This is a genomic window from Thermosporothrix sp. COM3 (assembly GCF_059696735.1).
On the sequence record NZ_AP019376.1, the window covers coordinates 7283705 to 7299351 of the forward strand.

Annotated in this window: 10 protein-coding genes and 1 other annotated feature; of the genes, 7 read left to right on the forward strand and 3 right to left on the reverse strand. The window is 54.0% G+C overall.

All coding sequences use genetic code 11. The annotated features are described in order from the left end of the window. Positions 1-40 precede the first annotated feature (40 nt). Complete coding sequence (gene ileS / locus KTH_RS31190; RefSeq protein WP_111321525.1) at positions 41-3337, reverse strand: isoleucine--tRNA ligase; 3297 nt, start codon at positions 3335-3337, stop codon at positions 41-43. A gap of 84 nt (positions 3338-3421) precedes the next feature. Next, positions 3422-4147 carry an alanyl-tRNA editing protein gene (locus KTH_RS31195; RefSeq protein ID WP_111321523.1) on the reverse strand — a complete coding sequence of 242 codons (726 nt, stop codon included), beginning with the start codon at positions 4145-4147 and terminating at the stop codon, positions 3422-3424. Positions 4148-4199: 52 nt separating this feature from the next. Further along, positions 4200-4458: a binding site (T-box leader), on the reverse strand. A gap of 243 nt (positions 4459-4701) precedes the next feature. Here KTH_RS31195 and KTH_RS31200 point away from each other — a divergent pair. From KTH_RS31200 to KTH_RS31225, 6 genes are all read left to right on the forward strand, one after another. Beyond that, on the forward strand, positions 4702-7542 hold the full coding sequence (locus KTH_RS31200) for a 2-oxoglutarate dehydrogenase E1 component (protein WP_497622787.1): 2841 nt from the start codon (positions 4702-4704) through the stop codon (positions 7540-7542). Continuing rightward, positions 7532-8770, forward strand: a complete 1239-nt coding sequence (gene odhB, locus KTH_RS31205) for a 2-oxoglutarate dehydrogenase complex dihydrolipoyllysine-residue succinyltransferase (protein ID WP_497622789.1) — start codon at positions 7532-7534, stop codon at positions 8768-8770. The genes KTH_RS31200 and odhB overlap by 11 nt, the downstream gene beginning before the upstream one ends. Before the next feature lie 223 nt (positions 8771-8993). After that, positions 8994-10415, forward strand: coding sequence for a protein kinase domain-containing protein (locus KTH_RS31210; RefSeq protein WP_170142521.1), 1422 nt, complete (start codon positions 8994-8996; stop codon positions 10413-10415). 56 nt (positions 10416-10471) lie between these two features. Then, on the forward strand, positions 10472-11002 hold the full coding sequence (locus KTH_RS31215) for a DUF6391 domain-containing protein (protein ID WP_497622791.1): 531 nt from the start codon (positions 10472-10474) through the stop codon (positions 11000-11002). Positions 11003-11013: 11 nt separating this feature from the next. After that, positions 11014-11910, forward strand: a complete 897-nt coding sequence (locus tag KTH_RS31220; protein WP_111321513.1) for a sulfurtransferase — start codon at positions 11014-11016, stop codon at positions 11908-11910. A 16-nt stretch (positions 11911-11926) separates the two neighbouring features. Next, a complete protein-coding gene (locus KTH_RS31225) occupies positions 11927-13015 on the forward strand; it encodes a phosphotransferase enzyme family protein (protein WP_111321511.1) in 1089 nt (362 codons plus the stop codon). 84 nt (positions 13016-13099) lie between these two features. Here KTH_RS31225 and KTH_RS31230 read toward each other — a convergent pair whose 3' ends face one another. Continuing rightward, a complete protein-coding gene (locus tag KTH_RS31230) occupies positions 13100-14665 on the reverse strand; it encodes a protein kinase domain-containing protein (protein ID WP_111321509.1) in 1566 nt (521 codons plus the stop codon). A gap of 715 nt (positions 14666-15380) precedes the next feature. Between KTH_RS31230 and KTH_RS31235 the strand changes: the two genes are divergently transcribed. Beyond that, positions 15381-15605 carry a hypothetical protein gene (locus KTH_RS31235; RefSeq protein ID WP_111321503.1) on the forward strand — a complete coding sequence of 75 codons (225 nt, stop codon included), beginning with the start codon at positions 15381-15383 and terminating at the stop codon, positions 15603-15605. Positions 15606-15647 lie beyond the last annotated feature (42 nt).

Below are 15647 nucleotides of genomic sequence, written 5' to 3' on the forward strand. Positions count from 1 at the left end.
GGTCACCCCTGTGGGTGCCAGAGCCCTTCGCTTGTTTCTGCTATGACAGCTTGCCGATGACGACTTCGACAGTATAATGATCCAGCTTCTTGAGCTCATTGGGGGCGATGGTCTCGCGGTAGAGCTCTTCGAAGGATGGCTTATCCTTCTGGCTGACGGAGATGAGCAGGTTCCGAGCGAGCGTCTCGCTCTGGATCTCCTCGCCATAGTGGATCAGCATGTTCGCCAGCTCTGCATCAGTATACAGTGCTAACCCGATATGGTCTTCGATATTGAGCCCGGCTTTCTTGCGCATGTCCTGAATAAAGTGGGTCAGGTCGCGCACAATACCTTCCTCACGCAACTCCGGTGTGATCGTCGTTTCCAGCGCCACAATATAGCCGCGCTCTTCAGCCGTGACATAGCCGGGGCGAGCGGTCGAGATGACCTGTACCTCTTCCGGAGTGAGGGTTACGCTCTGATCGCTAACGGTGATGGTCAGCTCTCCGCTGGCGTTAAGCTGCTGGGCGGCTTTCTGCGTATCGAGCGTATCAAGGTTCTTAAAATGAACAATGATCTTCTGCACCAGAGCGCCATATCTGGGACCGAGTACCTTTGCCTGCGGCTTCAGTGTATATGCCAGCATATCGCTATCGCCGCTCATCAGCTTCAGTTCCTTGATGTTCAGCTCTTCAAGCACCTGCTCTTTCAGGCGGAGAATGGCTTCCTCTTCCTCGGGGCTGGTCACACGAACGTGTAGTGCATGCAGCGGCTGACGTACGCGGATCTGTGCCTTTTCACGGGCCGCGCGACCCAGTCCGACCACTCGCATTACAAGATGGGTTTCTTTTTCAAGCTGCTCATCGACCAGTTCTTCGCGGGCAACGGGCCAATCACAAAGATGAACGCTGAGCGGAGCCGCTTTGTTGACGCTGCGCACGAGATTCTGGTACAGTTCCTCGGTGACGAACGGCATAAATGGCGCAAGCAGTGTGACAAGGGTTGTCAGGCACTCATAGAGTGTCAGATAGGCTGAGAGCTTATCGTCATCGAGCGTCGATTTCCAGATGCGCTCTCGGCTTCGGCGCAGGTACCAGTTTGACAGATCGTCCACAAACTCTTGAATGGCTGCGCCTGGCTTGATTGTGTCATAGTGTTCCAGCCCATGTGTGACGGTGCGGATCACTTCCTGTAGCTCAGAGAGAATCCAGCGATCCAGCTCGCTGCGCTTCTCAGGTGCAAGCTGATAGGCTGTCGGATCGAACTGGTCGATGTTGGCATAGGTCACAAAGAACCAGTACACGTTCCAGATCTTATCAATGGTCTTGCGCACCTGCATCCATTTCTCGCTCAGACGCACGGGAACGCCCATCTGCTCGGCCTTCTCCATATCCTCCCTGGTGGGGATGTTGGGGAAGTTCAGATTCTGCTCGGGCACATGGTTTGTATAGAGCCAGCGCATGGCATCGGAACCGACACGTTCCGCAGCATCATCGAAGATCACCAGATTGCCCTTCGATTTGTGCATCGGGGTGCCATCCTCACCATAGACCAGCGCATAGCCAAAGAGCGTTTCAAAGGGATTGGTCTGCTCAAGCACGGTGCTCATGACCAGCATCGAGTAGAACCAGTTCCTGAACTGGCCAGGGAAGGACTCGGTGACAAAGTTTGCCGGGAACCACTGCTTCCAGTATTCGGGATTGGTGCGGTAGCCAAGTGTCGAGAAGGGAACGATACCGGCATCGAGCCACGGGTTGCCGACGTCTTTAATGCGTGAGACTTCCGTGCCACAGTTCTGACACTTGATCTTCACGGCATCGATCCAGGGGCGATGTGGGCTATGGCCGTCGAATTCCTCCCACCCGGAGACGGCGCGCTCTTTAAGCTCCTCTTTGCTGCCGATCACCTCGAAGGTACCGCACTTCGGACAGTCAAAGATAGGCAGTGCCAGACCCCAGTAGCGCTTCTTGGAGATCATCCAGTCGTCCATGTTTTGTAGCCAGTCCATCTCTCGGTCAAAGCCCCATGAGGGCAGCCAGGTGATCTTTTTGACCACTTCCATGATCTCATAGCGCAACTGATCCATCGAGATGAACCACTCATCAACCAGCCGGAAGATGAGTTCTGTCTTACAGCGCCAGCAGGTCGGGTAGCGGTGGCGGTAGTTTTGCGGGCGATAGAGCATCCCTTTCTGCGTCAGGTTCTCGGCGATCTGCTGTGCAACCTCCGAGGCTTTCTGCCCGGTCAGCCAGTCAAAGCCGTCCACATAGACGCCTGACTCATCGACGGGAGCGATCACGGCCAGATTGAACTCTTTACCGAGGCCGAAGTCCTCGCGACCACAGCCCGGAGCGATATGGACAATGCCAGTACCCTCGGTTGCGCTGACATCTTTCCAGGGGATCACCCGGTGCTCGACGCCCTGCGCGGCGGGCAGCTCATCAAAGGGGCCACGATATTTCCAGCCAACCATATCGCTGCCTTTGAGGGTTTCGGTCACGCGATACTCGCCCTTGTCGCGTCCCTTGAGCATCTTCAGAACCGGCAGCAGCTCTTCAGCGAGGTAATAGAACTCGCCATCCTGCTCAACGCGAACGTAGGGCAGATCAGGATGCACGGCAGCGGCCACGTTTGAGGTCAGCGTCCAGGGTGTGGTGGTCCAGGCCAGCAGGTATTCACCCGGGCGGTCAACCAGCGGGAAACGGACATACAGGCTCAGGTGCGTGGTCTCCTTATAGCCCTCAGATTCCATCTCCATATTCGAGATGCCGGTGGCACAGCGAGGACACCAGGGCATCACATCGCGTCCTTTGTAGATCAGGCCACGCTCTTTGCACTTCTTCAGAAAGTACCAGATAGTATAGTTGTTTTCATCGCTGAGCGTGTAATAGTCGTTGCCCCAGTCCATCCAGTAGCCCAGGCGGATGGATTGCTCCATCTGCACTTTCGCGAAACGGAACACGCGCTCCTTACAGCGTTCGACAAAGCGGGCAATTCCGAACTCCTCGATATCCCGCTTGGTCTTCAGGCCGAGCTCTTTTTCCACCTCAACTTCAACCCAGAGTCCCTGGCAGTCGAAGCCGTTCTGATAGCGCTGCTTGTAGCCCTGCATGGTCTTGAAGCGCTGATAGATGTCCTTATAGGTGCGACCCCAGGCGTGGTGGACGCCCATTGGGTTATTTGCTGTAATGGGACCATCGAGGAACGAATAGCGCTTCTCGCTGTTCTCATTGCGTTTGATGTATTGCTGACGGATATTGTGCTGATCCCACCATTGCTGGATTGATTGTTCCAGTTTGGGATACTCTACCTTATCAGCCCCGAGCACAGGCTTGAAAACGGATGATGTAACTGACAAAGTGACCTCCTTTGCACCTTGTGGGAAGCGAAAAGGTGCAACTGTATAAAGAAAAAGGATAAGTGCGAGTGATCGTGAGAACGATTAGCCTTCGCCGAGCACGATTTCCAGACGTTTATTGATGCGGCCTTTGTTCTCAGCCTTTGTGATATAGATATGGCCGACTTCTTTTGTATGGTTGACATGTGTTCCGCCGTCCGCTTGCAGGTCGAGCCCGACGATCTCCACTATGCGAACTTCCTCAATCATAGGCGGAAGCAAATTAATTTTAGTGCGTACCAGATCAGGAATTGCAAACGCCTTTTCCCGGGGCAGGGTATAGACCCGTATCGGATAATCGGCTTCTACCGCTTCATTGATTTTCGTTTCGATATAGGCAATGCGTTCTTTATCCAGATTATCTATTGCGAAGTCCATGCGAGCGCGGTCGGGATACATTTGCCCGCCGGTTACCTGGACGCCAAATTCTTTCCAGATTGTGCCACAGAGAATATGGAGAGCGGTATGTGTGCGCATCATTTTGTAGCGGAACATCCAGTCGATGGTGCCCACTACTTCGGTGCCAACCGCTGGAGGGCTGCAATCAAGCACGTGCCATATCACGTCATTGCGCTTGCTCAGGGCGATGACATTGCCCTCGTAGTCGCCATTACCCCATGAAATGGAACCACGGTCAGCCATTTGCCCGCCGCCCCCGGGATAGAACACAGTGGCATCGAGTGCGATGGCATCGCCTTCAACCGCAACAACACGGGCCGTACATTCATAGGTGTAGCTGTTTGTGTGGTAGATCAGCTTTGTTTTCTCCATGCTGTGTACCTCTCTGAGACTACAGAACCAATAAAAAAAGCCCCTCTCCCTATCAAGGGACGAGAGGAGCTCCCGCGGTACCACCCTGTTTAGCCAGGCAATGAGGCACTGGCTCACTTCGTTTCGCGTATTCCAGGATCTGGATTACATCCTCTCTGATAACGGGGAGGCTCCGGCGCTGCTTACTCTTCTGTTTTCAGCAGAGCGGCTCTGGAGTGATATTCGACTTGCTTTCTGGTTCCGGTCGCACCAACCCCGGACTCTCTGCACCAGAGAAAGAGCGAGTCTACTGGCTCCATCTTAGCCTTTTCAATTACCGGGCAGACTGTTTTTTGCTTGCCTCAGTAATTCTGTAACGGGTATACTATGGTGTTCGTTATAACAGTTGGTAGGATTATTTGTTTGTAAATATTCAATGTCTCGCACAGCTATGATACCATAGGGGTGGGTAGAAAACAAGCTGTAAATCAGACACAAGCAACCTACTCGATGGTGAGCTTTGCTTTGAGATAAGAGCTAAAAGCGGTACTTGTGTCAACGTAAAAAGGAACGTTATGTACAACTTAAAAGCTTTTTATGGACCCAATGCCGGATATGTTCTGGAGTTATACGAACGGTATAAGCATGACCCCCTATCTGTTGACGAGGCCACCAGGGCCGTTTTTGATTCCTGGCGACCTGAACAGGAGGCGCAGGCCACGTCGCAGGCTGCTGAAGCCCGGGCGGCGCTTGGCTATGTACCTGTAGAGGATGTCAAGAATATCGTGCAGGCTTCGGCCCTTGCTCATGCCATTCGTGAACGTGGACATCTTGGCGCACACCTTGATCCTCTTGGGAGTGAACCGTTAGGCGATCCCGCTCTATTGCCGGAAACTTATGGCCTGACGAACGATATTCTGGCGAAGATGCCGCCTACGGTGATCGGTGGTCATGCTGCTGAGGGGGCCAGTAACGCGCTGGAAGCGATCAATGCGCTTCGTGCGATGTATTCTGGCACTATTAGTTATGAATTTGATCAAGTGAAAAGCCCTGATGAGCGTAGCTGGCTCCGCGACGCTGTTGGCTTGCGGCTCTTCCATAGAGACCCCGGTCCACAGGATGCGAAGCGCCTGCTGAAACGCCTGACTCAGGTTGAAGCATTTGAACGCTATCTGCATAAAACGTTCCCCGGGCAGAAGCGCTTCTCGATTGAGGGCACGGATGTTCTTGTCCCTATGCTGGATGAGATTATCTCGGCTGCCATCGACTCAGAGACCAAAAACGTAATGATCGGGATGGCACACCGGGGCCGTCTGAGTGTACTGGCCCATATCCTGGGGCGACCCTATGCCGAGATCCTGGCGAAATTCGCGCATACCAAACTGGATGAGAATTCCATGCTGACCGATAGTTTCGGGCATGGCTGGTCGGGGGATGTGAAGTATCATTTGGGCGCTGAACAGATCCTGGGTGAAAGTGCCTCTGTCGGGCTGAAAGTCACCCTTGCTCCGAACCCAAGTCACCTTGAATTTGTGGATCCCGTGATTGAGGGCATGGCGCGCGCATCGCAGGAGATCCGTTCCGTGGTTGGTTCTCCTCTATTGGACGTTGATGACACGCTTCCCATCCTGATACACGGTGATGCTGCTTTCCCGGGCGAAGGAATTGTTGCAGAAACCCTGAACCTCTGGCATTTGCGCGGTTACTGGGTTGGCGGCACGATTCATATTATCGTTAATAATCAGCTTGGCTTTACAACGGAACCAAGCGACTCACGCTCTACACTGTTTGCCAGCGATCTGGCGAAAGGCTTCAATATTCCTATCATTCATGTCAATGCCGATGATCCCTATGCCTGTTTGACCGCTGTTCGTATCGCCCATGCCTATCGAGACCAGTTCCATAAGGATGTGTTGATTGATCTGGTTGGCTATCGGCGGTGGGGCCATAACGAGGGAGATGAGCCCGCCTTTACGCAGCCCCATATGTATGAGCTGATCCGCGAGCACCCGACGGTTCGTGAGCTGCTGGCGCGTCGCCTGATTAAGGAGGGTATGCTGACCGAGGAAGAGGCCCAGGCGCAGGTGAATGAGGCATATGAGGTGCTGGAGCGAGCGAAGAAAGAAGCCGAGCACGGTGTCTATGGCATCAAGGCCGAGGCCAACAACCTGCCGAAGCAAGAGGTGACGCTTGATGATGAGGACCTCGTTCCGCCGCCCCTCAGCGAGAAACAGATCATTACATATAATGAGGAACTGCTGACTTGGCCGAAAGATTTTCAGCCTCATCCCAAGCTGGCCCGCATTTTGCAGCGTCGTGCGAATACGCTTGGCCCGGAGGGCGGGATTGACTGGGGGCAGGCCGAAGCGCTGGCCTTTGCGTCTATTCTGGCTGATGGCACACCGATTCGCCTGACCGGTCAGGACTCCGAACGGGGCACGTTTGGGCATCGCCACGCTGTGCTGCACAGTCAGGATGATAACAGCGTCTATATCCCGTTGCAGCACCTCTCGGATGCCCGGGCGTCGTTCTCCATTTTTAACAGCCCATTGAGCGAGGCCGGAGTGTTGGGCTTCGAGTATGGCTATAGCGTGCGTGCGCAGGACGCCCTGGTGCTCTGGGAGGCCCAGTACGGTGACTTTGCTAACGTGGCTCAGGTGATTATCGATCAATTTATCGCCGCCGGACGTGCCAAGTGGCGGCAGGACTCATCTCTTGTTTTATTGCTTCCTCACGGTTATGAAGGAGGTGGAGCTGAGCATTCCAGCGCCCGTCTGGAACGCTTTCTGCAATTGGCTGCGGACGACAACTGGCGTGTAGCGAATTGTACGACTGCGGCGCAGTACTTCCATTTACTGCGTTTGCAGGCGCATCTTCTAGAACGGTATCCGCGCCCGCTGGTGGTGATGACGCCGAAAAGTCTGTTGCGTCATCCGCTCTCAACATCCCGCTTGCAGGATCTGGTACATGGTTCCTTCCAGCCGGTGATCGATGACCAAAAAGCGCAGGAACACCGAGAACGGATCAGCCGCATCTTGCTCTGTAGCGGCAAGATCGCGATTGATCTGCTTACGCATGAGAGCCGTGCGCATAGCGACGATACGGCGATTGTGCGAGTTGAGTTGCTCTATCCCTTCCCTGCCCGCAGATTGAAGCAGGTTTTGGAGCAGTACCCGAATGCGCGAGAAATTATCTGGGTGCAGGAAGAACCTCGTAATATGGGAGCCTGGAGTTATATGTATCCGCATCTTGCAAACCTTGTAGGCCAGTCTTTGGAGATAAAAGTTGTTTCTCGTCCCGAGCATGCCAGCCCCGCTGTTGGCTATCTCGATATGCATGTTGCCGAACAGGAACGCATTGTAGCGGAAGCCTCCGGCTTACCAGTAAAACAGACCGGAGGAAAGCATGTCCACTGAAATTCGTGTACCATCACTGGGTGAATCAATTGTCGATGCAACTATTGCATCCTGGCTAAAAAAGGAAGGTGATCCAGTTCGGAGCGGCGAAACCCTGGCCGAACTGGAAACGGATAAGGTCAACGTGGAGGTCTCCGCCGATCAGGATGGTGTGCTGCAAAAGATTCTGAAGCATGAAGGCGACACCGTCGGAATCGGTGAGGTGATTGGCCTGATCGGTGAGGCTGCGCAACCGGCTGCGGCTCCTCCTGGAGAAGTCGAGAAACCTCAGCCCGCTGCTACTGTCAGCGAGAATCAGCGTCCGCCCTCGCCCCTGGCACGACGTATCGCGGCTGAACACAATGTGGATATCTCCCAGATCAAGGGGAGCAGCCCGCATGGTCGAGTGACCAAAGAGGATGTCATTCAGTACCTTGAACAGAACGCGCAACAGCCCACCGCTCCTGTGACGGCACCTCCGCCCCCGCCGGAGAGGCCAACACCGCCACGCCCTGCTGCTCCGCCACTGATGGCGCCCGAGTCGCCATATCGGCGTGAGGAGCGTGTGCGCATGTCGCGGCGGAGACAGACGATCGCGCAACGGCTGGTAGAAGCGCAGCATACGGCAGCCATGTTGACGACCTTTAATGAGGTCGATATGAGCGCGATTATGGATGTTCGTAAGCGGCGCAAAGAGGCATTTAAGGAGAAGTATAATGTCTCGTTGGGCTTCATGTCGTTCTTCACAAAGGCCGTCGTTGGGGCATTGAAGGCCTTCCCTCGTCTGAACGCAGAGATCCAGGGCAACGAAATGGTTATCAAGCACTACTATGATATCGGGATCGCGGTTGGCGCTGAGGAAGGGCTGATTGTCCCGGTAGTGCGCGATGCAGATCGGAAGAGCTTTGCGGAGATAGAGCGTGATGTTGCTGATCTGGCGAAACGGGCTCGTGCTGGTAAGCTGACCCTGGAAGAACTGCAAGGTGGCACGTTTACTATTACAAACGGTGGCGTTTTTGGCTCTCTGCTTTCAACGCCTATTTTAAACGGTCCACAGGTTGGCATTCTAGGGATGCACAAAATTGAAGAGCGACCTGTTGTTGTTGATGGCCAGATTGTGATTCGCCCGATGATGTATCTGGCACTCTCATACGATCATCGCATTGTTGACGGTAGTGAAGCTGTGCGGTTCCTGGTGAAGGTCAAGGAGCTGCTTGAAGACCCTGAAACGCTGTTGCTTGAAGGCTAAAAGGGTTTGATCTCCCTCGACAGGGAACGTTCTAATCTGTATAATCAAGTAGAAAAAGCAACACTGTCCTTTCATCACAGTTCTGCTTCTGCCTATTGCCGCAGATTCTGTCTTTTCTACTGGAGACGAGTGCCCCTCTCTGCCAGCTATGGCGGGGAGCGGGCACACAGCGTGTCGCGAGAGTGAGAGAAAAAGGGCAGAAACAGAGGGAGTTGTCAGGGGTATGCAACCAGAGAACGTTTATCCTCGTCGAGCGGCTGAGGGAGACGATGCCAGTGCACTTATTGGAAAGACTCTCGGTTCCTTTCGGATTGTAGAACGAATCGGTGCCGGTGGTATGGCCTCCGTGTTTAAAGCGTATCAGCCCACCCTCGACCGTTATGTTGCCGTAAAGGTGTTACCGGCATATCATGCGCGTGAGCCTGTTTTTATCAAGCGATTTGAACAGGAGGCGCGTTCTGTTGCCAAGCTTGCTCATCCCAATATTGTTCAGATACATGATTTTGGCGAAACAGACGGTATTACCTATATCGTGATGGAGTATGTTGATGGGGGAACGCTCAAGGACCGTCTCAAGAAACCTATGTCCGTGCAGGAAGCGGCAGACTTTATTATTCAGGCTGCCGAGGGGCTGGATTGTGCCCATCGCAATGGCATCGTGCATCGTGATGTGAAGCCTGCAAATATGCTTTTGCGTAGAGATGGACATTTGTTGCTCTCGGATTTTGGCATTGCCAAGATTCTTGAGGGCACAACCAATCTTACCCGCGTTGGAACCGGGATCGGTACCCCTCAGTATATGTCTCCTGAGCAGGGAACAGGGCAGGCCGTGGATCGTCGGAGTGATATTTACTCTCTGGGGATCGTCTTCTTTCATTGCCTGACAGGACGTGTTCCTTTTGTTGCTGAAAATCCCCTGTCGATCACGCTGAAGCACGTCAATGAACCTCTACCCGTTGAGCAGTTGCTGGCGACCGGTGTGCCGCCACAGATTGTCCATGTCGTCGCGAAGATGGCCGCGAAGCAGCCTGCTGATCGCTTCCAGACGGCAGAAGCGTTGATCGAAGCGCTGGTAAACGCTCTGGCTGCAAGCAATCTCTCTGTTTCGCGTCATTGGCGGATTGGGACCCCGATTCAATATGATCTTGCGGGAAACATTCCTCGGGTTTCTGGCTCTTTGCCGCCGACGAGTAGTCCGCAACTGCCTCCCGATGCGCCAATCACCTGCTTCCGCTGTGAGGCGTTGAACCCTCGAACACGACACTTTTGCACCTATTGCGGCTATAAGCTGGCAGATAACGATGTGATTCATGATCGTTATACTGACCATACCGGACGCGCTCCTCTGGCTCGGCTGACGATTCAGAGTGGCGCGATGGCCGGGCGCTCGTTTCGGTTCCATCAGGATGTCATCACAACTATCGGGCGCACAAACGGATGCGATCTGATTATCGCTGGCCCTTCAGTTTCGCGGCGCCACGCTCGCCTCTGGTTTGCAGATGGGCGCTGGATTCTGGCCGATCTGGGCAGCTCAAATGGCACCTTCGTGAACAATATGCGGCTGACGCATCCAGTCGTCTTGAACGATGGAGACCGAATCAACTTTGGTGATGAGGTGGTCGTGTTTTCTATAACCTATCTTTGATGAGGACAGGCTGTTAGAGCCTGGTCCGAATACTCTATAAGGATCTGGTGATGCTTATGAATCCGATTGCACAAGCGACACAGCAGATATTTCTGGGTGGAGCGGTCAAGCAGAACCATGCGCTAGAGCATGCGACGATTGTTCTCTTATCGCGTCAATATCCAGAAGTGCGCCTCTCCGGTATTTCGTTTGCTGCCGGTTTTTTCGCCTTTGGCAATGTGCCGACGGAGGCGATTCTGCCTGCGGCAGAGGAGGCCCTGCACCTGTTGCGTACCACTCATCCAGATATGGCTGTTCATGAGCGTTGTGGCACGAATCTGGCGGTTGCGGGTATTCTGTCTGGTCTGGCGGCGATGGCAATTGCCCGCTTGAAACGCCCATATAGCACCGCCAATAATGTGATCCTGGCCTCAACGGCGGCATTGGTGCTTGCTCGTCCGTTAGGACTGACCATTCAGCGCTTTGTGACAACGCAGACGCCCAATTCCTCCATGCGTATTCTTGAGGTGAAACCCATGAAGGTATTCGGAGCCAATGCGCATTTCGTTCGGACTGAGAATCCAGACGCATCTGGACTCTTTGCATAGAAAGGGGGCTCATGTTGGAGACTGGACGCAATCAATTTCTGGTAGAAACGTCGTGGCTTGAAGAGCATCTCCATGACCCACAGATTCGCATCGTTGATATGCGTGGCTATGTTCGTACCGTTGAGCGGGAGAACGAGCAAGGTCAGAAAGTACAGGACGCGCTCTATGTCGGTGCCCGCGATGAGTATGAGCAGGAGCATATCCCTGGCGCGGTCTATATCGATTGGAGCAGCGACATCGTGAACCATGACGATCCGGTAGAGGCGCAGATTGCTCCGCCAGAACGCTTCACAGAGGTAATGGAGCGCCTGGGCATTGGCGATCAGACGCTTGTAGTTGCCTATGATGCTCATCCCGCTTCCCAGTTCTCTACGCGCCTCTGGTGGGCGTTACGCTACTATGGACATACGCGGGTAGTGGTGCTCAATGGAGGGTTGCCCAAGTGGAAGCGCGAAGGGCGGCCTCTGGATACCGTCATTCCCTCGTATTCGCGTGCGACCTTTACGCCACGCGTGCAGGCTGAACTGCGTGCTACCGCCGAAGACGTTTTGAAGATGATCGGGCAGAAGGGTATTCAGCTTATTGATGCACGCGATCAGGGACAATATGACGGCTCTGTCACTCGTGGAGCCGGGCGGGCGGGCCATATCCCCGGGGCGTTGAATATTCCTCGCGAGGAGTTGATTGATCCCGTAACCGGGACGTTTCGCAGCAATGATGAACTCAAGCAGATATTTCAATCTGCGGGGGTCGCGCCCGATAATCGTGTTGTTGCGTATTGTAATGGCGGTGTGGCGGCAACAACGGTCCTCTTTAGCCTTGCAATGCTTGGCTATCCCAGATTGACCAATTATGATGGCTCCTGGAACGAGTGGGGAGTACGTCAGGATTTGCCGACCGAAGTCTAGATGATTTGAAGGTAAGATGGAAGAACAGAGGACGGATAGGAACGAGATACAGGAAGAAGTGCTTGACCCGAATCGGGTAATGCAGGCCTTCGGCGTGCGGGATTGGGAGAACCTGGGACCCGCTGATAGCTCGACCGCGGCCAGCCTGGGCTTGCTGGTTGAGATCAAGGGGGAGCGGTATTTGCTGCGTGAGCGCCCTGAGAATCCCCTGGGTGAAGACTATGGGCATCGCTATGCGTTTCAGCACTATTTGCGTGATGCCGGTATTCCCATTCCCCCGTTTCGGCTGGCGCCCGATCAGCAGCCGTATGTTATGGTAGATGGCGAAACGTTTGAGCTTCAGGGAGTGCCACAAGGCGAACTCTTTAGCTCGATGAGCCTGCGTGGTATACAGTGGACGGCGCAGGCCGCGGCGATGCTTGCTCATCTACATCAGGCCTCGCGGCGCTATCAGGGACCACAGTACCGCTGGCCTGCCGAAGCGCATATCGGGGCGATGGTACAGAACTGGCTGGCAATGGCCCGGACCAGAGCCGAACAGACCGAGGTCTACGCGCTCTCTTCCGCGATGCAACATCTGGTAGAGCAATGGGAAAAGATGCTTCCCTCAGCGATGGTCTCCATTGGTGGGGCGCGCAACCTGCCCGAGTTTCATATTCACGGGGACTATCATCCGTTGAATCTGCGCTTCTCGTCGGATGATGTGACCGCTGTCACGGGCTTTGATGCGTCTCGCTGGGAGAAGCGGATCTTTGAGCTGGCGTTTGCTCTGTTCTACTTTAGTGGTCTCTCCTGGCTGCCGGGCAGCTCTCTGACGCGTCCTCTGGTGAAGCGAGGTTTTGAACCGGAGCGCTTGCGTGTGTTCCTCGATGCCTATGGGCAGATTTATCCGCCCGCAGAGGGCGAAGCGGCGTTGCTGGCCGATGCCCTTCAGATTATCACACCAATCGCAACCATGAATGGCCCGCTGGAAGATCTCTTTTACGAGCGCCCTGAACAAGAGGAGCCGATCATTGAAGATGTACTGGAACGCCTTGAGTGGGCGGCAGCGCTTCCGGCCTGGTTCGAGCGCATTCGGTTATCTCTTCAAGAAATGTGGGCATAACAAGCCAAAAGAACAGCAGCATCACTTCCTCTCGCGATGGATGCTGCTGTCTCTTTTTTGGGATGATTTCGTTGTGACGCTGCGCTATTTGAGCACAAGGAAGAGACCAATGAGCAGGATGAGAACCACCACTGCAACCAGAGCTAGGATGATAAGTCTCGATCTGGGTTGAGAATGAGAGGCTGGCGCGTGACTTCTCGGTTGTGCACCGGTTTGCCCGCCAGAGGCGTACATCATCTGGTTGGAATGGGGGCCGGAGGCCGACTGAGCCGGAATTGGGCCAGAGAACCCCGGTGTCTGTGCCTGTTTTGGCATGGTGGCGGCAGGGGCGGCTGACTGAGCCTGATAAGCTGCCTGAGCTTGCTGGAAGATCCCGTTATTTTGTTTAATGAACAAGGTTTGGTCGCCTGCACCCTGCTGAGCTGTGTTCATTGGTGTTGGTTGCGATGAAAGAGTTGTTCCACAGTTTGGGCAGCGCTGGGTATGCGGCTGAAGCGGCGCATTGCATCGTGGACAATGCGCCGCCTGCGTCGAATGATCGGGCATCGGCGAAGTTGCCGTATCGGGCGAGCCCTGTTTGATCTTTCCATCGGCCATCATCTGCTCATAGACCATATCCAGTGCAGGCTGTGTGCTGTGATCCTGCTTGGTAGGCTGTGGCGGCTGTGGCGGATGCGGGAGGGCCGACAGAATTTTTTTGAGATCATGGGCAAAATCAGCGACCGACTGATAACGGTCTTTGGGTCGCAGAGCCATTGCCCGCTGAATCACCTTGTTGAGTTGTTGCAGCAGTTGAGGAGGGAGGGTCCCGAGCTGCGCAACATGACGAATATGACGAGGCGCCGGTTTTCCGGGTTTTGGCCCACCAAGCCTGAATTGACGCGCTGCCTGCTGCTCCGGGGTCTCCTCGGGCGGGTTATTCGCGAGGACCTCTTGCAGAGTTGGCAGGTCAGGTCGGCCCTGCTGCATGGCCTGATTCCGTATAGAGACGCTTGGGGGTTCGTGAGCTGTGAGAGCAAAAAAGAGAGTCCCACCGAGAGCGTATACATCTGAACGGATATCAGTACCGGCCCCACCGGGGTATTGTTCCGGTGGCGCGTAGCCAGGAGTGCCCTGGTGGCGAATAAAGAAAAGCGTGCGCGCGCCATCGGCGGCTGCTTTCGCATTTCCCAGGTCAACCAGTACCGCTGTCCCATCCGAGGTGATACGGATATTGTCGGGTTTAATGTCGCGGTGAATCACAGGGGGCCGTTGATTATGTAGGAAATGGACGGCGTCACAGATAGCCAGTAGCCAGCCCATGATACGTGAGATAGGAACGATATCGTTACGCTGGCGTGCAATACGAATCAGGTCGGTCAGGTCATTCCCCTCAATATAGTTCAAAACCATATAATAACGACCCCGCTCCATAAATGCGTCTTGGAGAGCGGGGAGGTTGGGGTGATGCAACTGATTCAACACGTTGGCTTCGTGTTTAAGCTGTTCCTGCCCACTTGCCCCTGTAACTAAATATTCCTTCACTGCGTAATGCAGTGATGTTGTCAGATCTAATCCCAAATAAACGTGTCCGAACCCACCGCTGCCCAGCACACGTTCGATGCGATATCGTCCATGAAGAACGGTACCAGATGGAACGGTCTCTATCATTGAAGAAGTCTCCCTCTTTGCCTGCCGAACGGAGTAAGGGTCTGGAGCAGTTGCTGTCTCTGATACACATTTTTGTCTGCACCATCCCTGTCTCGGTCGCTTTGCATGCCTGCATTCGCATTATACACCACTTGCCGGAACATGTACATGTTCACAAACCGATGTGGGATGATTTTCCTTTTCTGGTCTTTTAGCATGTTGCTCCATCGTGTCGGAAGGTGATCAGACCCACTAGAAAAAAGCTGGCAGGGCAAATACTGTGAACAAATTCTTTGATGATCTTAGATTAGTGCGCTACGAAATCCCCTACTGGGAAAAGGTACGAAATACGATCCTGATAGTTAAACGTTTGATCCCCTCCTTTTCAGTACACTGAAGCCTCCCTTCTGGTCGAATTTCAAAGACTGGAATAAAAAATCGCCTTTTGCCCGCGTCAGAGATTGGGACGCTTGAACAGTCATATAGGTTTGGTAATAGCTGTGTGCCTCTCAATTATAACAGAAGCGGCAGGAGAAAAAAGAAGCTGCTTTGTTATTGCTATCCAGCAGCATGACGAGAACCTGCTCGCTCAGTCTGCCTCCAAACACTACACCGCTTTCCTATTCTTTCATAAGGGGCTCGTAATGGTAATCGAAATCAAGACACATATGGCACAGGGAAAGCGTGAATCTGAATAGAATTGCCAGAATGAGAAAGAAAAAGGAGGTTTTATCAGATGCGGTTACGCGACTATCTCAATGCTCGCCTTGACGAAGGTGAGAGCCGGGCAACCGTCGAGGGGTTTCAGAACAGTGTGCGCTGCTCTTTAAGCGATGCTCTGACGGCGCTTCCAGCCGAGGAGCTGGATCAGGAGATCCATGAGAAGCGCAAAGAGTCGGATGGACAAACCTATCTCTGGTTGGGGGCTCGCCCTGATCCAAGCTATGTGGTTCAGGAGTAGCTCGCTGACAAGACAGCTCATAGAACGAGCGGTCTTTTTTGA